20 protein-coding genes are annotated in these 20,963 nt (G+C 52.0%); 10 read left to right on the plus strand and 10 right to left on the minus strand.

Translation table 11 applies throughout. The features are described 5' to 3' along the window. Window positions 1-15: 15 nt before the first annotated feature. Window positions 16-774: a hydroxyacylglutathione hydrolase gene (gene gloB / locus ACSF8W_RS13790; RefSeq protein ID WP_500847888.1), complete on the minus strand. Its 759-nt coding sequence runs from the start codon at window positions 772-774 to the stop codon at window positions 16-18. Between the two features lie 52 nt (window positions 775-826). On the opposite strand from gloB, the gene ACSF8W_RS13795 reads away from it, so the two are divergent. Beyond that, window positions 827-1,570: a class I SAM-dependent methyltransferase gene (locus ACSF8W_RS13795; protein WP_500847889.1), complete on the plus strand. Its 744-nt coding sequence runs from the start codon at window positions 827-829 to the stop codon at window positions 1,568-1,570. Window positions 1,571-1,591: 21 nt separating this feature from the next. On the opposite strand, the gene rnhA is transcribed toward ACSF8W_RS13795, so the two are convergent. Further along, window positions 1,592-2,056 (minus strand): ribonuclease HI, encoded by a 465-nt coding sequence (gene rnhA / locus ACSF8W_RS13800; protein ID WP_500847890.1) that lies wholly within the window; start codon window positions 2,054-2,056, stop codon window positions 1,592-1,594. Window positions 2,057-2,108: 52 nt separating this feature from the next. Between rnhA and dnaQ the strand changes: the two genes are divergently transcribed. Together dnaQ and ACSF8W_RS13810 are read left to right on the plus strand one after the other, a co-directional pair. Then, window positions 2,109-2,837: a DNA polymerase III subunit epsilon gene (gene dnaQ, locus ACSF8W_RS13805; RefSeq protein ID WP_428478884.1), complete on the plus strand. Its 729-nt coding sequence runs from the start codon at window positions 2,109-2,111 to the stop codon at window positions 2,835-2,837. A gap of 7 nt (window positions 2,838-2,844) precedes the next feature. After that, window positions 2,845-4,086: a TIGR03503 family protein gene (locus ACSF8W_RS13810; RefSeq protein ID WP_500847891.1), complete on the plus strand. Its 1,242-nt coding sequence runs from the start codon at window positions 2,845-2,847 to the stop codon at window positions 4,084-4,086. A gap of 129 nt (window positions 4,087-4,215) precedes the next feature. Here ACSF8W_RS13810 and fadE read toward each other — a convergent pair whose 3' ends face one another. Beyond that, window positions 4,216-6,666 carry an acyl-CoA dehydrogenase FadE gene (gene fadE, locus ACSF8W_RS13815; protein WP_500847892.1) on the minus strand — a complete coding sequence of 817 codons (2,451 nt, stop codon included), beginning with the start codon at window positions 6,664-6,666 and terminating at the stop codon, window positions 4,216-4,218. Between the two features lie 471 nt (window positions 6,667-7,137). On the opposite strand from fadE, the gene dauA reads away from it, so the two are divergent. From dauA to ACSF8W_RS13830, 3 genes are all read left to right on the plus strand, one after another. Next, entirely contained in the window at window positions 7,138-8,814 is a 1,677-nt protein-coding gene (gene dauA / locus ACSF8W_RS13820) for a C4-dicarboxylic acid transporter DauA (protein ID WP_500847893.1), read from the plus strand. A 103-nt stretch (window positions 8,815-8,917) separates the two neighbouring features. Beyond that, a complete protein-coding gene (gene lpcA, locus ACSF8W_RS13825) occupies window positions 8,918-9,496 on the plus strand; it encodes a D-sedoheptulose 7-phosphate isomerase (RefSeq protein ID WP_428478888.1) in 579 nt (192 codons plus the stop codon). Between the two features lie 45 nt (window positions 9,497-9,541). Further along, window positions 9,542-10,333, plus strand: coding sequence for a class II glutamine amidotransferase (locus ACSF8W_RS13830; protein WP_500847894.1), 792 nt, complete (start codon window positions 9,542-9,544; stop codon window positions 10,331-10,333). A 178-nt stretch (window positions 10,334-10,511) separates the two neighbouring features. On the opposite strand, the gene purN is transcribed toward ACSF8W_RS13830, so the two are convergent. Next, entirely contained in the window at window positions 10,512-11,159 is a 648-nt protein-coding gene (gene purN / locus ACSF8W_RS13835) for a phosphoribosylglycinamide formyltransferase (protein WP_500847895.1), read from the minus strand. A gap of 3 nt (window positions 11,160-11,162) precedes the next feature. Continuing rightward, window positions 11,163-12,203: a phosphoribosylformylglycinamidine cyclo-ligase gene (gene purM, locus ACSF8W_RS13840; RefSeq protein ID WP_500847896.1), complete on the minus strand. Its 1,041-nt coding sequence runs from the start codon at window positions 12,201-12,203 to the stop codon at window positions 11,163-11,165. A 196-nt stretch (window positions 12,204-12,399) separates the two neighbouring features. On the opposite strand from purM, the gene upp reads away from it, so the two are divergent. Beyond that, complete coding sequence (upp, locus tag ACSF8W_RS13845) at window positions 12,400-13,026, plus strand: uracil phosphoribosyltransferase (RefSeq protein ID WP_500847897.1); 627 nt, start codon at window positions 12,400-12,402, stop codon at window positions 13,024-13,026. Window positions 13,027-13,246: 220 nt separating this feature from the next. Here upp and ACSF8W_RS13850 read toward each other — a convergent pair whose 3' ends face one another. Continuing rightward, the gene (locus tag ACSF8W_RS13850; protein ID WP_500847898.1) at window positions 13,247-14,500 is read right to left on the minus strand and encodes a uracil-xanthine permease family protein; all 1,254 of its coding nucleotides are present in this window, start codon (window positions 14,498-14,500) and stop codon (window positions 13,247-13,249) included. A 293-nt stretch (window positions 14,501-14,793) separates the two neighbouring features. Between ACSF8W_RS13850 and ACSF8W_RS13855 the strand changes: the two genes are divergently transcribed. Next, window positions 14,794-16,146 (plus strand): DUF2066 domain-containing protein, encoded by a 1,353-nt coding sequence (locus ACSF8W_RS13855; protein ID WP_500847899.1) that lies wholly within the window; start codon window positions 14,794-14,796, stop codon window positions 16,144-16,146. Window positions 16,147-16,274: 128 nt separating this feature from the next. Here ACSF8W_RS13855 and ACSF8W_RS13860 read toward each other — a convergent pair whose 3' ends face one another. The 4 genes from ACSF8W_RS13860 to bepA form a co-directional block, all read right to left on the minus strand. Continuing rightward, window positions 16,275-16,730 carry a DUF2069 domain-containing protein gene (locus ACSF8W_RS13860; protein WP_500847900.1) on the minus strand — a complete coding sequence of 152 codons (456 nt, stop codon included), beginning with the start codon at window positions 16,728-16,730 and terminating at the stop codon, window positions 16,275-16,277. Between the two features lie 55 nt (window positions 16,731-16,785). Beyond that, entirely contained in the window at window positions 16,786-17,364 is a 579-nt protein-coding gene (gene wrbA / locus ACSF8W_RS13865) for an NAD(P)H:quinone oxidoreductase (protein ID WP_500847901.1), read from the minus strand. Window positions 17,365-17,378: 14 nt separating this feature from the next. Next, window positions 17,379-17,729: an arsenate reductase (glutaredoxin) gene (gene arsC / locus ACSF8W_RS13870; RefSeq protein WP_500847902.1), complete on the minus strand. Its 351-nt coding sequence runs from the start codon at window positions 17,727-17,729 to the stop codon at window positions 17,379-17,381. A gap of 157 nt (window positions 17,730-17,886) precedes the next feature. Further along, the gene (gene bepA, locus ACSF8W_RS13875; RefSeq protein ID WP_500847903.1) at window positions 17,887-19,365 is read right to left on the minus strand and encodes a beta-barrel assembly-enhancing protease; all 1,479 of its coding nucleotides are present in this window, start codon (window positions 19,363-19,365) and stop codon (window positions 17,887-17,889) included. Window positions 19,366-19,596: 231 nt separating this feature from the next. Between bepA and ACSF8W_RS13880 the strand changes: the two genes are divergently transcribed. Next, window positions 19,597-19,824, plus strand: coding sequence for a sulfurtransferase TusA family protein (locus ACSF8W_RS13880; protein ID WP_500847904.1), 228 nt, complete (start codon window positions 19,597-19,599; stop codon window positions 19,822-19,824). After that, the gene (locus ACSF8W_RS13885; protein WP_500847905.1) at window positions 19,818-20,894 is read left to right on the plus strand and encodes an AI-2E family transporter; all 1,077 of its coding nucleotides are present in this window, start codon (window positions 19,818-19,820) and stop codon (window positions 20,892-20,894) included. Before ACSF8W_RS13880 ends, ACSF8W_RS13885 begins: the two co-directional genes overlap by 7 nt. Window positions 20,895-20,963: the final 69 nt, after the last annotated feature.

Genomic DNA, 20,963 nt, shown 5'->3' on the forward strand with positions numbered 1-20,963 from the left:
TACAAGTGACCTAGGTCAAAATTCGTCTTTCCAGCGGCGTAGGGCTGCGAAGGTCTCTACATCACTGTCATCTACCGCTCTGTTTGTAACGGACTTTTTGATGCTTGGCTGATCACAGCGCAAGAAAGGATTCACCAACTTTTCTTGTTTCAACGTGCTAGGAATGGTGCTAATCCCCTGTGCACGCAGGCGACTGACTTCTTCACGGTAACGTTGCAGGTGGGGATTATCCTGTTCCGCGACCAACGCAAAGGCCAGATTGCTGCTGGTATATTCGTGGGCACAATAGACTTGGGTTTCATCCGGCAGGGCCGCGAGCTTTTGTAGCGAGTGATACATTTGCGCCGCGGTGCCTTCAAACAGGCGACCACAACCGGCAGAGAAAAGGGTGTCACCACAAAAGAGTTTCTCATCACCCACGTAGGCAACATGCCCAGCGGTGTGGCCCGGTACGCCAATGACCATAAAGCGCTCATCAAAAATTTCGACTTGATCGCCATCTTCTACCGACTGTGAAACACCGGGAATCGGCTCGGCGGCGGGAGCGACAATATTGATGTTCGGGTAGCGACGTTTCAGTTCACTGATCCCGCCAATGTGATCATGGTGATGATGGGTGATCAGAATCGCCTCAAGCTGAAGCTGCTGTGTTTCAAGCACCTCGATGACAGGGGCGGCCTCGCCAGGATCGACGACCACACAGCGGTTATCCGGAGTGTGAATCAGCCAGATGTAATTGTCATCAAATGCGGGTATGCTTTGGACAGTCAGCATAGTTTGTTCTCCAGCTTTATTTTGTTGAGCATTGATTTTATTTGGAATTGCTATGAAGCCAGCCCGCATATTAAAACAAATTGATCCCCCTTACACCTGGTCACAAGTGACAAATGGCGAATGGGCAGCAGAATTACTGCAGGCGCAGCTTGACGAGTGGTGGCCGAAGCTTTTTGGGTACCACATGTTAAAGCTGGGTGGTTTAAGTTGTGAGTTAGCCAGCGGCCATTGTAACATTCAACACCAAATTTGCATTGATAAGTTCAACCCCCTGCATAATGTGGTCGCTGACCCTTTTGCGCTGCCCTTTATTGAAAAATCGTTTGATGCTTGTGTGATTGCCCATCAACTGGACTACTGTTCGGATCCTCACCGACTATTGCGTGAGTTAGATCGAGTCACGGTGGATGATGGCTATCTGTTGATCAGTGGATCGAACCCCATCAGTTTATTGGGCTTACGCGGTTGCTTGCCTTGGAACCGTAAGCGTTATCCGTGGCTTGGGCGTATGTTTATGCCGATGCGGATAAAAGATTGGTTGGGGGTACTCAATTATGAAGTGGTGTTTCACGAAAATTTCGCCATTGTGCCAGCAACGCGTCATCAAGCGTGTTCGGCGTGGGCGGAAGGGATGCTGTCGGACAGCTGTGCGGCCGTTGGTAGCATGTATTTGATTGTGGCGCGTAAACGTACGATACCGTTAAGACCCATAAAGCCGAAGTGGAAATTGCGTCGTCAATTGACGCCATTGGGGGTGAACTGCCGCACGAACGCCAGTGATAAGCGAGGGTGTTAGGCGGCAGCCGGTAACGAGTGGTTAACTGGCGTTATAACCCGTATCGTCTTGCGTCGGGGCTTCGGCACCCGCACGTGCTAACTGATCACAACGCTCATTTTCAGGATGACCAGCATGGCCTTTCACCCAATGCCAATTTACCTGATGGCGTTGGGTTTCGGTGTCTAATCGTTGCCAGAGGTCGGCATTTTTAACCGGCTTTTTATCGGCGGTTTGCCAGCCGCGCTTTTTCCAGTTATGGATCCACTGGGTGATCCCTTGGCGGACATACTGGCTGTCGGTGGTGAGATCCACGTGGCATGACTCTTTCAGGCTAGCCAGGCCCACAATGGCGGCCAATAGCTCCATGCGGTTATTGGTGGTCATGAAAAAGCCCTCATTCAATTCTTTTTCATGCTGTTTATACCGTAACACGGTACCATAGCCACCTGGCCCCGGATTTCCGAGGCACGATCCGTCTGTGAAAATCTCTACCTGCTTGGTCATATAGGGTAGTATTCGCCTTAGTTGAAACCTTTAGTCTGACACAATCGCTACTATGAAAGCCACTAATGAACGCATAATCGTATTCGATACAGAAACAACCGGTATGAACATGACCGGCCCCCATTATGAGGGCCATGGTATTGTTGAAATCGGTGCGGTTGAAATCATCAATCGTAAACTGACGGGCAACAGTTTCCATGTGTACATCAAGCCGGATCGCACCATCGATCCTGAAGCGATTGAAGTACACGGTATTACCGATGAGTTCTTACGGGATAAGCCAACTTACCGTGAGATCCATCAAGAATTCATGGACTTTATTCAAGGGGCCGAACTGGTTGCGCATAACGCACCCTTCGATATCGGCTTCATGGACTACGAGTTCACTAAGATCAATGCCGGTATTGGGAAGACGGAAGACTTCTGCAAGGTGACCGATACCTTGGAAATGGCCAAGCGCCTGTTTCCGGGTAAACGAAATAACTTGGACATCTTGTGTTCCCGTTATGGCATAGATAACTCTCACCGTACCCTACACGGCGCTTTGCTCGATGCCGAGATTTTGGCTGACGTCTATCTGATGATGACCGGTGGCCAGACATCATTAGCACTGAACGCAGGCAACAATGAAGGGGAGAGCGGCGCTGAAAATGCGATCCGTCGTTTGGCGACAGGAAGAAAAGCACTAAAGGTTATCCGTGCTTCTGCCGATGAAATACAAGCGCATGATGCGCGATTGGATTTGGTTGGTAAGAAGGATGACGTCCTCTGGCGTCTGTAGGAGAACGATGAAGCGATTATGGTATTTGGTCATGTTGCTGCCGTTGTGGTCATGGGCAAGCAGTACGACCGAAGCCTCGTGGCTCGATAACCGTTTTCGTGTTGATCCCACGGTGAAGCAAGTCTCCTTTGTGGTGAAGCGCGATAGTCAAAGCAATGCGGTGGTTATCGTGCGGCCTGACGGTCATAAATATTACGCGTGGCGCCACCCTGATCATGTCGCGTGGTATGAAGAGCCGGGGCTCGATATTATTTCGATCGAAAACCCGATGCCCGGGCCGTGGCAGGCGATCGGGAGTATCACGCCCACCAATAAAATCGTGGTGTTGTCGGATTTGACGTTGTCTGTCGATGATCTGCCTGATCGCGTTTACCAATCGGAAACCATCAAATTTACCGCGCGTTTGTCACACGATGGCCAGCCGCTTACCTTGCGTGATTTCCTCGACAGAGTGAAATTGTCGGTGGTGTTTTATGAATACGTTGAAAACGTAGAAACGTTGCCGAAAGAAGCGCTACCGGTGCCGATTTCACAAGGTGAGTTCGTCGATGATGGACGTCAGTTTGATGAATTACCGGGAGATGGCGTATTCACGGTGGCGATGCAGGTGGATCTGCCGCCGGGTAAATACCGAGTTAGGATCAGCTCGGGAAATGGTATTTTCCTGCGCACTCAAGAGCAAGTGCTGTTGGTGTATCCGCCCCCTGTGCATGCGAACTTTATTCAGGGTCGCGGCAACAATGAACGTCATCAAGTCGTGGTGACAGCAGAAGAAGGCGCGATTAAGCCGGGCTCACTCGCGGCGCATATCACACAAGTGAGTGCTGACGGATCCGTCACGATCAGTCAACAGGCGGCGTTACCGGATGAAGGCAGTTTAACGGTCTGGTTACCCAATGGTGAATTGCCGGGGCGCTATACGTGGTCAGGGTGGTTGTATGCCACCGACAATTTTAGTGATCGTGAATTGATTTTTCGTTTACCGGAAAGCCATTTTGCGGTGATGGCAGAGTTACAGCTGGATCGTAACTTGGCGTACTTCCGCGAGCAGCAAGCAGAGAAAGCCCGATTAGCGGAGATCGCCCGACTTGAAGTCGAACAGGCAGCTGCGCGCTCCAAGGCGGTGAAGATCATTATGGCGGTGAACCTTGCGGTGATTGTGCTGGTGATCGGTGGCGTGGTGTTGTGGCGTAAGCGACGCGTAAAACGCATGCTGGACAGTTCGGGATTAGAAGTGCCAGAGCAGTAATGCTTGTCGGCATGACGGGATATCGTCTGTCATGCAGACCGTCAATGTACCAGAAGAAGGGGAAAGCCGAGGCTTTCCCCTTTTTTATTGTGTATCGATGGTGTGCTGATGGTGTACGTCGGGTGATTGTCACGCGGCAATGTCTTTATTGGCACGAGGTTGCGCCTGAGCGGCAAGAGCGTCAGGGTCAAAATCATCCACATTAATGGTGCGCAGTCGACCCACTTCAGCCCGGCGCAACAGTGCGGCTTCTTCCTCATTGATCACATTCAGGGTTAATCCGCAGTCGGCGACCTTATCGAGCTGCATAAACGGCATTTTTTTACCTGCCGCCTGACAGACGCGATCATAAAGGGGCTCAGCGGCCAAAATGTCTTTGAGCGCCGCTTCGATCATGCCAACCGGGCTGCTTTCATCAGGTGTCAGGTATTGGTGACGGCCCAGACGACATCGCGTGTCACAAGGGGTTTGCACTAAACGGGCGACTTGATGATCCAAGGTATCGGCGGGACGATAGCGACGCAACCCAAAAGGGAGAAGGAGCGGACGGAGCACGATGGCGACCCCGCGGTAGGGAAAATTACGCAAGAAGGCATCCAGCGCCTCTTGAGATTGATACAGCGCATCTTGTACGCCCCAGTGAACGAGAGGGAGATCATTGGGCTGACGGCCTTCATCACTGAAACGTTTTAACGTTGCCGAGGCCAAATACAGTTGGCTCAGTACATCCCCCAAGCGGGCAGACAGGCGTTCTTTACGTTTGAGTGAGCCACCCAGCAGCGCCATGGAGATATCTGCCAGTAAGGCGAGGTTGGCGCTGTCACGGTTGAGTTGTTGATAGTAGCGGGTGGTGGCATCACGGTATGGTGCTGATGAACCGCGTCCATCGGTAATACCGAGCCACACTGAGCGTACGAGGTTACTGAACACAAACCCGAGGTGACCAAACAAGGCGTGATCAAAAGCGGCAAGTGCCTGCTCGGGGTCGTCATCGTAGGCGGCTTCCATTTCGGTTAGCACATACGGGTGACAGCGGATCGCCCCTTGGCCAAAGATGATCATGGAGCGAGTAAGAATATTGGCGCCTTCGACCGTCACGGCAATGGGGGCGCCTTGGTAGCCACGTGCTAAAAAGTTATTAGGCCCCAAACAAATTCCTTTACCACCGACAATGTCCATGGCGTCGATCACGCTGCGTTGGCCACGGTGGGTGCAGTGGTATTTGACGATGGCGGAAATCACCGAGGGTTTTTCACCGCTGTCGATCCCCGCGGCAGTCAGGGTGCTGGCCGCATCCATCACATAGGCATTGCCTGCTAGTCGCGCTAGCGGCTCTTCAATCCCTTCCATTTTACCAATCGGCAGTTTGAATTGACGGCGGATCCGTGCATAGGCACCGGTGGCTAACGCGGCGGTTTTGAGTCCGCCCGTGGTATTCGCGGGCAGGGTGATCCCGCGTCCGACCGATAAACATTCAACCAGCATTTGCCAGCCTTGACCGGCTTTTTCTTGCCCGCCAATGATGAAGTCAATCGGGACAAACACCTTCTCACCGTGTGTGGGGCCATTTTGAAACGGGACATTGAGCGGGAAGTGACGGCGACCGATGTGCACACCTGCTAAGTCAGTCGGGATCAGGGCGCAGGTGATCCCTAATTCTTCATTATTACCCAGCAGGTGGTCAGGATCGTACAGTTTGAAGGCCAACCCTAATACGGTGGCCACGGGCGCTAAGGTGATGTAGCGTTTATTCCATGTCAGCTCCATGCCCAATACGTTTTCTCCCTGCCAGTGGCCCATTTTGACAATGCCAAAATCAGGGATGGCGCCCGCATCGGATCCGGCTTCTGGGCTGGTGAGGGCGAAGCAAGGGATCTCTTTGCCTTCTGCAAGGCGAGGCAGGTAATGTGCTTTCTGCGCCTCTGTCCCGTAGTGTTGCAGCAACTCTGCAGGACCCAGGGAATTCGGTACGCCGACGGTGGACGACAGTACGCCGGACACGCCACTGAGCTTTTGCAGCACCAGTGATTGGGCGTAGGCGGAAAAAGCCAAGCCCCCGTATTGTTTGTCGATGATCATGGCGAAGAATTTGTGGTCTTTGAGGTATTGCCACACTTCAGGGGGCAGATCCGCGCGCTCATGGGTCACGTGAAAGTCGTTCACTTGACGACAGATTTCTTCTACCGGGCCTTCAAGGAAGGCTTTTTCTTCGGCGCTGAGTTGAGGGGCGGGCGTGTCGTGCAGTTTGTTCCAGTCCGGCGCCCCCCGGAAAAGGTCAGCTTCCCACCACACGGTGCCAGCATGGATGGCTTCTTTTTCTGTCCGTGACATTTCGGGCATTTGGGTTTTAAAGGCGGCCAGTGCGGGGCGACTGAGTAGTGTCCGGCGGACGGAGGGGAGATTGAGCGGCAAGGCGATCACGAGAAACATCAGCCAGCTGTATTGACCGATGACATCAAGCAAGGTGCCGAGGGTCAATGTGACAGCGACGGCCACCGTAAAGGTGCGTAGGTTTACGCGGTGGTAGGCCAGTACGCCAATGACACTGAATAATCCAAGCAGGTATACAAGTGTTACCATGTTTCATCTCCTTCTTTTGCACGAAGATAAGATACTTTTAAGGTAAGAGGTCTAACCACTTGTAATGAGTGTAATGGATTGTTTAATAAAGTGTGAAATAAATTTCCATTCTGAAAGGGGGCGGTTACGGAAAGATGTCCGGCCGAAGCGCAGGAAATAAGCGGTTTGATCGAGATCAGCGAGAGCCGAAAAACGACTTGCGAAAAATTCTCACCCTATTAACATAGTGTGACATTGTTCACGAATTGCTGCCTTTTCAGGCGGTGATATACGCTTTTTCCGTGAATAAATACTGGTGTTATGGCCGCGCAATGCGAGCGATAACCCATGTTGCCTTTCCCGATCTCCGACTGACACATGCCCGCCGGATCCCCATCTCGGGATGACAGCTCTTCATTTTTTTACTTCAATAATCCGAACGGTTCTATGTTTGGGGTTTGGCGTTTCCGTTCGATAAGCAAGGGGTTATCCGTGTTGATATTTAATGCATTAAAACAAGCATGGCGGGAAGGGATCACGTTATCTACTTTACGTGCTGATGTGATCGCCGGTATTACGGTGGGCGTGGTGGCTATTCCATTAGGGATGGCGCTGGCGATTGCGGTAGGCGTACCGCCGCAGCACGGTTTGTATACCGTGATTGTGGCGGGTCTATTGGCAGCCCTTTTAGGGGGCTCACGATTTAATATTACAGGCCCAACAGCCGCATTCGTGGTGATTTTGCTGCCGATCACGCAACAGTATGGCTTGAGCGGTTTGATGCTGGCGACCTTGATGTCGGGTGTGATCTTGTTGCTGATGGGCGTATTACGCTTGGGGCAGCTGGTGGCTTATGTGCCGTATCCGGTGACCACCGGTTTTACGGCAGGTATTGGCTTGACCATTGCGTTTCTACAACTTAAAGACTTATTGGGTTTGACCGTTGCGACAAACCCTATCCATTTTCCTGAAAAAGTTGTGGCTTACGCGACGGCAATGCCGAGCATTAACTTGTCTGATACCTTGGTCGGGGTCATTACGATTGCCGTCTTTATTGGTTGGGCGAAACTGAAAAGCAAAGTGCCCGCACACGTGGTGGCGTTACTGGTCGGTACCTTGGTGGCACTGGCGCTTAACCATTTAGGTGGCGCGCATGTGGGTTTGCTGGGTGAAAAATTCCATTATCAGATCGGTGATTTGATTGGTCAGGGGATCCCACAGGTATTGCCTCAATTTATGTTGCCTTGGCAGCATGACGGCTTCTCATGGTCATTGGTGATTGAACTGCTACCGGCGGCGTTCACCATTGCGATGCTGGGCTGCATTGAATCACTGCTGTGCGCGGTGGTCGCCGATGGGATGACGGGAACGAAGCATAACCCGAATGCTGAACTTGTCGGCCAAGGCTTGGCTAACATGGTGGTGCCTTTCTTTGGCGGTATTCCTGCGACAGCGGCAATTGCACGTACAGCAACGAATATCCGTGCTGGTGCGTTTTCACCGATTTCGGCGATTGTGCATGCGCTATTTGTTTTGGCGGCGATGATTGCCTTGGCACCGATGTTGTCTTACGTTCCGATGAGCGCATTGGCTGGCTTGCTGATTATGGTGGCGTGGAACATGTCGGAAGCCCCGCATTTCGTTCACACCATCAAAGTGGCCCCCCGCCGTGATGTGGCGGTATTGTTGACCTGTTTCACGTTAACCGTGGTGTTTGACATGGTGGTGGCGGTGGTTGTCGGCCTATTGTTGGCTGGCTTGCTGTTTATCCAGCGTATTGCGTCACTGACCTCAGTGAATCGTGTTGAAGGCAATCACCCACACTTGAATTTGGGTGACGATGTGGTGGTGTATGACATCAACGGTCCATTGTTCTTTGCTGCGAGTGAGAAAGCCCTGTCTGTAATCGATCGTATTGCGCTAGACGCCCGTGCAGTGGTGATGGACTTTACCGATGTGACCACAGTAGACATTACGGCGATCCATGCGTTTGAGAATGCGTTGGATCGCGTCCGTGATTATCCGGTCTATTTACTGGGTGTGGCACCGCATGTGGCAGCAAAATTGACCACAGCAGGTGTATTGTCGATTGATAATGTGGCGTTGGTCGAGTCAGTCGCGTCATTACGTGAGCGTTTGGCGTCAACGTCGCACAATGTTCCGTCTTAAGAGTCGACACCTTTAAGCATTTCTTTGTACACTGCCTTATAAGGCATAAATCAGCGGAGGCCTTGGCCTCCGTTTTTTATTAAAAATAATTAGAGCGTAGCTTATGTACCAAGATTTGATCCGTGCAGAATTGACTGAAGCAGCAGATGTACTGAACCACTTTTTAAGTGATGATAAAAATATTGCGGATATTGAAGCGGCGGCCAAGTTGTTAGCTGACGCGTTCAAACAAGGTGGCAAAGTGCTGTCTTGTGGTAATGGTGGATCGCATTGTGATGCGATGCACTTTGCCGAAGAGCTGACGGGGCGTTATCGTGAAAACCGCCCAGGCTACCCTGGCATTGCGATTTCTGACCCAAGCCACTTGTCATGTGTCAGTAACGACTTCGGTTATGAGTACGTGTTCTCACGTTACCTCGAAGCGGTTGGCGCAAAAGGCGATGTGTTGTTCGGCCTGTCGACGTCGGGCAATTCTGGCAATATCCTCAAAGCCATTGAAGCGGCGAAAGCCAAAGGCATGAGCGTGATTGCGCTGACCGGTAAAGACGGTGGCCAAATGGCAGGCTTGGCCGATGTGGAAATTCGTGTGCCACACTTTGGTTACGCTGACCGCATTCAGGAAGTGCATATCAAGATTATCCATATCTTGATCATGTTGGTTGAAAAAGAAATGGCGGCATAACCCTGCATGTCAGTGGTTCGTCATCAAGAAAGGGCATAAAGGACTATGTGTGAATTACTTGGCATGAGTGCCAATGTGCCAACCGATATCTGTTTTAGCTTTACGGGCTTAATGCAGCGTGGGGGCAATACCGGCCCGCACCGTGATGGTTGGGGGATCACCTTTTATGAAGGCAAAGGTTTCCGAACGTTTAAAGATCCTAACCCAAGCTGTCAGTCACGGATTGCCGAGTTGGTACAACGTTACCCGATAAAAAGTTGTGCGGTCGTTAGCCATATTCGTCAAGCCAACCGGGGCGGTGTGAGCTTGGAAAATACCCATCCCTTTACGCGCGAGCTGTGGGGACAATACTGGACCTTTGCCCACAATGGTCAGTTAACCGGGTATGAAGAACTTGATACCGGCCGTTTTACACCGGTTGGGGATACTGACAGCGAAAAAGCGTTCTGCTGGTTGCTGAACCGACTTGATACGGCCTTTCCAACGGCACCGACAGATTGGACGGCGGTGTATCAGTTTATGGCAGACAGCTGTGACAGTTTGCGTGCGCTAGGGGTTTATAACATGTTGCTGAGTAATGGTGAGTATGTGCTTACCTATTGTACCAACAACTTGCATTGGATCACGCGCCGTGCGCCGTTTGGCAAAGCGTCTTTGATTGATGAAGACGTGATGATTGATTTCCAGCAGGAAACCACCCCCAATGACGTGGTGACGGTGATCGCAACGCAGCCTCTGACCAACGATGAGCAGTGGCATAAGATGCAACCCGGTGAGTTTACGGCCTTCCTGTTGGGCGAGCCGATGTATCACCGCGTACTGTCAACGAGTGAGTGATACGCCGACGGTTATCTGGTATCTGATATTTGGTATCTGGTCTTAGGTATCCGATATCAGGTGTAAGAAAGAAATGAAAAACGCGACCATGAGGTCGCGTTTTTTTAAGCCTACATTTCTACGTTTAAACCTTGTTACGCCTAAATCTTTTCACGTCTACATCAAGATAACGGGCGATTTACTCGTCATCACTGGCATAGCCCGATACCGGCAAACATTCGCCATCAACATAGGCATGGTTGCCTTGCATCACCGCCCGTTGCTGTAAGCACCAATGTGCGACCAGTGGGTAAATACGGTGTTCTTGCTCTTGCACCCGAGCCATGACGTCATCCGCGCTGTCGTCGGCAAAAATGGGCACTTTCGCCTGCAAAATGACAGGGCCGCCATCTAATTCTTCCGTCACGAAATGCACGCTGGTGCCATGCTCGCTATCACCGGCATCGATCGCCCGTTGGTGGGTGTTGAGTCCGGTGTATTTCGGCAGCAGAGAAGGGTGAATGTTGATCATCTTCCCGCTGTAGTGACGCACAAACTCGCCACTCAGAATCCGCATATAACCCGCAAGGATCACCAGATCCGGTTGGTAACGGTCAATGTGCTCGGCTAATGCCCGATCAAAGGCCTCACGGTCAGTGTAGTCGCTGGCCGTAAGGAACTCGGTGGCAATACCGGCGGCATGAGCGCGGGTCAGGCCATAGGCATCGGCTTTATTGGACAGCACAGCAGCCACCTTTGCCTCAGCGATGATGCCTGATTCACAGGCATCCATGATCGCTTGAAGGTTAGAGCCACTGCCGGAGATCAGTACAACGATATTCTTCATCGTTTACAGGATCTCCACCTGCTCTTCACCTTGAGCTGCATCAGCAATGTGACCCAGCAGCCATGCGTTTTCGCCTTCCGCATTGAGGATGGCAATCGCTTGTTCCGCTTGCGCCTGTGGTAGGGCAATGACTAAGCCAACGCCACAGTTAAAGGTGCGGTACATTTCGTAGGTGTCGACGTTACCGGCTTGCTGTAGCCAGTTAAATACCGCAGGCCACTGCCAGCTGTTGCCATCGACCACGGCTTTTGCCCCTTCAGGCAATACGCGAGGAATGTTTTCCCAGAAGCCGCCGCCAGTAATGTGGGAAATGGCGTGAATGTCACAGCTTTCCATCATTTTTAGCGTCGATTTCACATAAATCTTGGTCGGTTCAAGCAGGTGATCAGCCAGTGTTTTGCCTTCTAGCTCTTGATTCAGATCCGCTTGAGACACTTCAATGATCTTGCGAACCAGAGAGAAGCCGTTGGAGTGCGGGCCGCTAGAGGCCACAGCAATCAGGGCATCGCCCGCTTGGACTTTGCTGCCATCAATGATGTCGGCTTTTTCGACTACACCCACGCAGAAGCCTGCGACATCATAGTCTTCACCGTGGTACATGCCTGGCATTTCAGCCGTCTCACCGCCAATCAATGCACAACCGGCTTGGATACAGCCTTCACCGATGCCAGCAACGACAGCAGCAGCAGTATCGACATCCAACTTGCCCGTGGCGTAGTAATCTAAGAAGAACAGCGGCTCACCGCCTTGTACAATCAGGTCATTCACGCACATGGCCACCAAATCGATACCGATGGTGTCATGTTTGTTCAGATCCATTGCCAAACGCAGTTTGGTACCCACACCGTCTGTGCCTGATACCAGCACAGGTTCCTTGTATTTGGTCGGTAGTGAGCAAAGTGCACCAAAACCACCAATTCCACCCATGACTTCAGGGCGATGTGTGCGTTTTACCACCCCTTTAATACGATCAACTAATGCATTACCTGCATCGATATCAACACCAGCATCTTTGTAACTAAGAGAAGAGTTATTGCCGCTCACAGGAGGTCCCTCAACGTATTAAAGTAAAAAAGCGAGGGTATGATAACAGCAGTCAGGGCGGAAAGGAAAACGTTTGCGTCAATAAATCTCGCTGGTGGTTTCGTGAGCAAACGAACCGCGGGATCCTATCCGAAGCGCTCTAGCATGGTGTATAATAATACGATTTTTTTTAATTTAGCCTGCTTAGGAGTCAAAGATGAAAGTCGTTGAGGTTAAACACCCACTGGTAAAACATAAGATCGGTCTTATGCGCGAAGGCGACATCAGCACTAAGCGTTTCCGCGAACTGGCAACAGAAGTTGGTAGCTTGCTGACATACGAAGCGACTTCAGACTTTGAAACGGAAAAAGTGACCATTGACGGCTGGAATGGTCCCGTTGAAATTGACCAAATCAAAGGTAAAAAAGTCACTGTTGTGCCAATCCTGCGTGCAGGTCTAGGCATGATGGATGGCGTACTTGAGCATATGCCAAGTGCCCGTATCAGTGTGGTAGGTATCTACCGTGACGAAGAAACCCTTGAGCCTGTTCCTTACTTCAATAAGCTGGCTTCAAACATTGACGAGCGTATTGCGCTAGTGGTTGACCCAATGTTGGCAACCGGTGGTTCGATGATTGCGACGCTGGATTTGTTGAAAGAGCACGGTTGTACGCAGTTTAAAGTGTTGGTGCTTGTTGCTGCACCAGAAGGCATTGAAGCACTTGAAAAAGCGCACCCAGATGTTGAGCTATACACCGCAGCTATCGATGAGAAGCTGAACGATAAAGGTTACATCGTTCCGGGTCTTGGTGATGCAGGTGATAAGATCTTCGGTACGAAGTAATCGTGTCCTGATCCAAGCGGGTTAAAGACAGTAAAAAGCCGGATGAAAATCCGGCTTTTTTTGTACCTGTATTTGTCGTTTATGACTGGTTTTTCACGGACTCAATCACCTCATTATCCACTCGCTTATCGCACGGATAAAAAAACAGGGCGGTTAAACCGCCCTGTTGGAGTGTGGTGCCTGATTGAGACGTCAGGTTAAGAGAGTCTCGTTAATGCGTTTACTTGTCGTTACAGCTGTCGATTTGCGCATTATCGACCACGTGGTTTTCACCCAGGTCGTCTGGCAAGATCAGGTTCAGCAGAATCGCCACGATACCGCACAGGCTGATCCCTTGTAGGCTGAAGCCGCCAATGCCAAACGCCATGCCGCCAATACCGAAGACCAGTGTGACTGCCACAATCACCAAGTTACGAGCTTTGTGCAGATCCACTTGGTTTTTGATCAGCGTGTTCAGGCCAACAGTCGCAATGGAGCCGAATAGTAGGATCATGATCCCGCCCATCACTGGAACCGGAATCGTTTGGAGTACTGCGCCCAGTTTACCCACAAATGCAAGCACAAGCGCCGTCACGGCTGCCCACGTCATGATCACAGGGTTGAAGGCTTTGGTCAGCATCACCGCACCAGTCACTTCTGAGTACGTGGTATTCGGTGGTGCACCAAACATTGACGCAGCCATTGTCGCGATACCGTCGCCTGCCATGGTACGGTGCAGACCTGGCTTCTTCAGGTAGTCTTTACCGGTCACGTTAGAAATGGCCAGCATGTCACCCACGTGCTCGACCGCAGGGGCAATCGCAACAGGGATCATGAACAAAATGGCGTTGATGTTAAATTCAGGGAAGGTGAAGTTCGGAATAGCGAACCATGCCGCTTCTTGGATAGGGGTAAAGTTGACGACGCCATATGCCAAGCTGAGGGCATAGCCGCTGACAATACCCGCCATGATAGGGATCAGCTTGAAGAAGCCTTTACCAAACACGCTAAAACCAATGGTTACCAGCAGGGAGACCGATGAAATCCACAGCGCTGCATCGGCATTCACCAATTGCACGGCACCGTCACCCGATTTACCCAGCGCCATATTGACGGCAGACGGGGCCAAGCCCAGACCGATCACCATGATCACAGGACCAACGACCACAGGAGGCAGTAATTTATGGATGATGCCAACGCCACGGACTTTGATCAGTGCGCCCATGCACACGTAGACCACACCCGCGACCATCAGGCCGCCCATGGTGGCAGGGATGCCCCAGGTTTGGACGCCGAACATAATAGGTGCAATGAAAGCAAAAGAGGAAGCAAGGAAGATAGGAACAGAACGTTTAGTGACAATTTGGAAAAGCAGCGTACCGATACCGGCACCGAAGAAAGCAACGTTGGGATCAAGCCCCGTGAGCAGTGGCACTAAAACTAACGCCCCAAATGCCACAAACAGCATTTGAGCACCCTGTAAGACCTGCAACATGTGATATATCCACCCTGGCTAGAAAAAAATCGCGGAATATTAGCATGGAAGTAATCGATTGCCTAACGTTGTCGAGGAATAATTTGCAAACCCCATGCAAGGAAGTGTTTGGTGCGGTGATTCGCAAAATTGTTACAACGGGTTGACCCATAAATAACCGTTAAGACAGTACCTTAGTGTGTTGTGCCACAGAAAAATACGAGGGAACCTTTGATTTTGTGCTGGAAGCAGTTGCCGAGCACGATATGTTCAATTTATGATCGAACATTACTTAAGTGATAAATGAGTTTTTTATGTTGCGTGTTACGTTACTTTTCATGGCGTTATTGGCACTGCCGCTTCAGGCTGCCACCATGACCAACTTGTATCAGGCGCAGGTAGTGCTGCCGGATACTGACCGGCAGTCAGAGCAGGTAGCTCGTCAACAGGCGCTGGAACAAGTACTGATCAAAGTGTCAGGGCAAAGCGCGATTGGCCAAAACGAGGTCGTCGCGAAAGCACTGACTCACAGCGGGCAATATGTCAGCCAATTTGGCTACGGTAATTTGGATGGACAGCGCACGTTGGCGCTGACGTTTGATCCGCGCCAAGTTCGCACCTTGCTGGCGCAGGCCAAGTCGAGCTTCTGGAGTGAACAGCGCCCGACCACCTTGGTGTGGATGGTGGAAGATGATGGTCGTGACCGCAATATTTTGTGGGATCAATCCGGCAGTCAGTTACTCACGGATGTGAAACAAGCCGCGGAACGTCGTGGTCTACCGGTTTCTGTGCCTATCGGTGATTTTGAAGATGTCACAGCGATCAGCTCACCGGATCTGTGGGGCGGTTTTGTGCAACCTATCTCTAGCGCGAGTTTGCGCTACCAGCCAGAAGCTATTTTGGTGGCCCGTGTGCGTAAACAAGGCACGGATGAGATCAGTGTGAACTGGCAGTTGTTTGCCAATCGTCCTGAAGCCTTGGCGGCTTCACAAGTGGCGCCGGTTGAAGGCCGTTTGTCGGGAACGGCGGTATCAACCATTAATCAGATGATGGACAGTGTGGCTGATCAGTTAGCCGCGAAATATGCCGTGCCATTGGGTGGCGATTTAAATAACACCATGTCGGTGGTGGTTGGGAACATTGCTTCCTCTAAAGACTTCTTTACGTTAGAGCGTTTGGTGACAAACTTGACCTCGGTAGCGGCAGTGAATGCGTACCGTATTCAGGGTGATAACGTGGAATTTAACGTGCAGTTGCTGAGCTCTGAAGACGCATTTAAGCAAGAGCTGAGTCAAGACAGCCGCTTGTCGGCGGTCGCAGCCCCTGCACCGATGCCTGCGGTGGAAAACAGTGAAGCCCCTGTGGCTGATCCTCATGCCATCACGCCGCTATCGAGCACGCCAGTTTCAGATGCCGCCCCAGCTACAGCCCCAGTCACGACAGTGACGGAAGCGGCTCACGTGAATGATGCAGCAGGCGTGGTGAATGCGATTTCGGCCACCGAGGTGGATGTGTCAGCGACAGACGTGCTTACCGTGCCACCGGTCGAGACACAGCCTGTGAAACAAACGGCAGTCTTTGAGTGGGTACCGCTCGCGGTGCCAACCCCGGCACGCGCGGTCACGCCAGAGGCGGTCACTACGCCGGCAACAACACCCGTGCTATAACGGTGCAATACCGTTGACGCTACACTCGACGCAATAAAAAACGGTGGGCTTGCCCACCGTTTTTTTATATCTGTCAATTGTCGCCACCCATTTGGCACGATCAACGAAGTGCTATCAACCCGATGCCATCAATCGCGTTGAGCGGGTGATGACTCGGTGGCTTCGTGGCGGGCTTTCTCTTCTTTTTCTACCTGTGACAAGCGTTTCAGTTTGATCCCAAGTTCTCGGCCTCGATGGCGGGCAAACAGAATGTTGCAGATAAAGGCAAGGGTGGTGATCAGCAGTTCGACAACAGCTAGCCAGCGTTCCCCTTCATCGACCCATAGCAGCGTGAAGCCATGCAGAAAATAAAACATCAGAATGAAATTGGCCCACGCATGGGTGTACGGACGCCCTGCAAGGAGTCCCGGTAGCGGGAGTAACATCGGGATCACCCAGAGGCCGGCCATGATCCAAGGATTCAGATGCGGGTGGGGGGATAAGGTCGTTTGCCACAGGATCACCCAGCCGATCAGCCCCAGATTTGCACTGAGGGCGGCATAACGTAGTAAACGGGTTGTTGTGTGCATAGCAGGAGCAGGCATATTTCCTCCGTGAAAATGTCGCTGTTGCGTCTGACGCCGTGGTGGCTTTGTGTGGTTAGTGCAGTTTAAGGGCCGCTTCAGCCAGCCGTTTGCCACAGGCTTGAGCCAATTCACACTCTTCCTGACTCAGGGCAACGCCCTTACCAGAGTTAAAGTGAGAGGGGCCATAAGGGGTGCCGCCAGAGCGGGTGGTGTGCAGGGCCGGTTCGGAATACGGTAAGCCGACAATGAGCATACCGTGATGGAGCAGCGGCAGCATCATGGATTGCAGAGTGGTTTCTTGGCCACCATGCAGCGATGATGATGCGGTAAAAACGCAAGCAGGTTTGCCGATCAGTGTGCCTTGTAGCCACTGGGCGCTGGTGCTGTCGATGAAATGCTTCAGTGGAGCCGCCATATTACCAAAACGCACAGGGCTGCCCATTGCCAGCCCGATACATTGTTCCAGATCGGCACGGGATACGACCGGATCGCGTCCGTCATCCGCCATGAGGTTGCCTTGGCTATCAATGTCCATCACGGTGCGCAGAATGGCTTCGCAGCCGTTGACCTGCTCGATCCCCCGGGCGATGTGTCGCGCCAGTTGGCGAGTGCTGCCGTGGCGGCTGTAATAGAGCACCAAAAGGGAATGCATGGCGGATGTCCTTGTTAGAGTACGGTCAGTACGTTTTCCGGCGGACGGCCCATCGCCGCGTTATCACCGTTCACCACGATTGGGCGCTCGATCAGTTTGGGATTCGCGTGCATCGCGTCAAACAATTGGGCGTCAGTCACCGCGTCGTCACCCAGTGCCAGCTCTTTATACAGGGCTTCTTTGGTGCGCATCATGTCACGCACCGTCGCAAAACCCAGTTGACGATGCAGGGTTTGCAGTTGTTCAACCGACGGTGTGTCAGTGAGGTAGGTCACGATGGTTGGCGTCAAGCCTTTGTCTTCAAGGAGTGCCAGCGTTTCACGGCTTTTTGAGCAGCGAGGGTTATGGTAAATCACGACAGACATACAAACTTCCTTTATTCAGCCGGTGATCGCAAATGTCGTCACCGGTGTTTTGATGATGTTGCTCCATTGTAGAGCAACTGTCATCAAGAAGAAACGGCTTGCCGTCGTGTTTACCTGCGTAGTGGCCATTCAGAAGCGCAGAATAAACGCTTTTTCCTCAAAGGTTTGAGGAACGTTGGCGGGCTAAGCGTAACTGATCAATACGGGCATCATAGCGGGCTTGATCCAGCGAGTTGATTTCGACCATTTGGCTGGCTTGAATGTACATCTGAATCGCTTTCTCCCAGGCCCCGCGTAACGCCAGCAATTCAGCCCGTGCGGCCAATTCGGCATCACGGCGTCCATCTGCCGCCTGTGCTTGTGCCAGCAGGTGCCAGCCATTCGAGTCGTCAGGATGATCATAGGTATAGCGGGTCAGGATAGGAATACTTTCTTTATTACGATTCGCCTCTTGCAAGGCATTCGCCAAATTCAGGTTCAGCACTTTTTGGTTCGGGTGGCTTTTTAGTGCGTTTTCCAGACGCGAGATCGCTTTGCTGTAGTGCTTTTGGTGCAAATCCAGATCGGTTGCGGAATCGATATAGAAGCGATTGGTCGGATCTTTCGCGAGCAGCGGATCGAGCAGCGCATGGGCTTGTTGGTATTGCTCGGAATCGATGTACACCAAGGCTTGTCCGTAATGCAGTGCATCACGGCGAGCCGGATCGTTTCTTTTCAGTTCACGTGCAAACCAATCCAGTGCGGCTTTGCTTTCTAGCCCTGCATAACGCGCGATAATGCGGGAACGTGCCAATTGATACCGTGCTGACGTCGGCACGGTATGCTTCGGGTACTGGGCGGCACGACTGCGACTGTCCGTGATCCGGGATTCCGGTAAGGGGTGCGTCAGTAACATGGCCGGTGGTTTGCTGGCGTAACGGTATTGATCCGCTAAGCGGCCAAAAAAGCGGGGCATGGCTTGCACATCAAAGCCGGATTTTGACAGCGTGGCAATGCCGATGCGATCCGCTTCTTTTTCGTTGCTGCGGGTGTAGTTGATTTGCCCTTGCGCTGAGGCTGCTGTCGTGGCGTGAATGGCGGCAATACCCGCTTCCGGTGCGGCAATGGCCAGCATCATTGAGCCAATCAAAGCGGCCAATGTGGCCGGTGATTTTTTGGCTTGATCTTCCATACTGCGCGCTAAATGGCGTTGGGTCACGTGGGCGATTTCGTGCGCTACGACCGAAGCCAATTCACTTTCGTTACGGGCATGCAGAAACAGCCCAGAGTGAATAGCTACATGGCCACCAAAGAAAGCAAAGGCGTTAATATTGCGGTTTTGGATCAGAATAAAGCTAAAAGGCGTGCGGACATCACTGGCGTTAGCGACCAGTCGGTGACCGAGATCTTGAATGTATTCTGCCAGCAGAGGATCGCTGATGATCGGCATGCTGGCACGCAGCATCCGCATGTAGGCATCCCCGTATTCCATCTCTTTTTCAATACTTAATGTTGCGGCGGCAGCGGTGCCGATTTCGGGCAGCTGATTGAGACTGTTGGTCGCAGACGCACTGTTTGCGCTGAGCAGGGCACCAACGAGCACACAAGCCGGGGCTAATCGGCGTGGCATTTCAAGAAATTGGGCAAAGGGAATCATGCTAATAATGGGTACCGCCTTCTGTTGCGTATTCTTTATACCGCTCTACCGCGAGGCTAGATGGGTCGCTACCTAAGTGACTGCGAATCCGACCATTGTGGGGTCACTAGGGATGAATTAACAAGAGCTTCTGACAACGAAACCTGCGACAGGTTTCTTTTTTGTCGTTAGGATGTCCTTTACAATAACCTGATGAATGTCAATTGTCAGTATATCGGAAGGGAACAGGCAATGCTTGATTTGACCGCAGAACGTTGCCCGATGGCACTGCTTTTGGCAAAAAGGGCCACCCATGCGCTGAAAAAAGGCGAACAAATGGAAATTCATATGACTGACGCAGGCGCGAGGCAAGATATTCCCCGTTACCTCTCTACCCAAGGATTGGCGATAGAGGTATTGGTGGATAGCCATCACGTACTGGCAATCACTGTGACCAAAGGCGATAACTGTTTATGTTAGAGATGCTTAACCGCTGGTATCAGCGTCGATTTTCTGATCCCCACGCGGTGAGTTTGGTGGCTATCCTGCTGGGTGGCTTCCTGACCATTTATTTCTTCGGGCACTTAATTGCCCCGTTGCTCGTCGCCATTGTTCTGGCGTATTTACTGGAATGGCCGGTGGTGCAACTGACCCGTCTCGGGTTACCGCGCACCTTATCGGTGATGGGCGTGCTGCTGATTTTTGCCGGCCTGATGGTGATGGCGATCTTTGGTTTGGTGCCGACTATCTGGCATCAGGTCGGGAACTTGTTGGCGGATGTGCCCAACATGTTTAACGGGCTGCAAGCGTACGTCTCGAGTCTGCCTGAGCGTTATCCTGATTTCGTACAACCGCACCAAGTGGTCACCTTTATGGATGCGTTGCGCGTGAAAGTGCTGGGCATGGGAGAGAGCGCGGTCAAAGGGTCTGTTGCTTCTTTGGTGAGCTTAGCCACTTTGGCGGTGTATTTGATTTTGGTGCCCTTGCTGGTGTTTTTCTTGCTAAAAGACAAAGATGAAATGCTGGCCACCTTGAGCGGTTTATTGCCGCGTAATCGCCGTTTAGCGAGCAAGGTCGGGGTGGAGATGAACGAGCAGATCTCCAATTACATTCGCGGTAAAGTGACCGAAATTTTCATTGTGGGTATCGCCAGCTATATTACGTTTGAGGTGATGGACCTGCGTTATGCGGTGCTGTTAGGCGTGTTGGTTGGCTTCTCGGTATTGATCCCGTACATCGGGGCCGCTGCGGTCACCATTCCGGTCGCCATGGTCGGCTTGTTCCAGTGGGGGATCAGCCCTGATTTCTGGTGGTTGCTGGTGGCGTACGGCATTATTCAAGCCTTGGACGGTAACGTACTGGTGCCGGTGTTGTTCTCCGAGGCGGTGAACCTACACCCTGTGGCGATCATTGTGGCGGTACTGGTGTTTGGCGGCTTGTGGGGCTTCTGGGGCGTGTTCTTTGCTATCCCATTGGCGACCTTGGTGAAGGCGGTCTGGAATGCGCTACGTGCGACAGAGCCGCAAGAATCACAAGACATGACGCTCTAACGTCCAGCGAGCGGTGAACCCTGTTCATGCTCAGCGATGGCAAAGAAAAATATCACGAAAAACAAAGAA

The sequence above is a fragment of the Photobacterium sp. 270122K genome, from assembly GCF_059941365.1.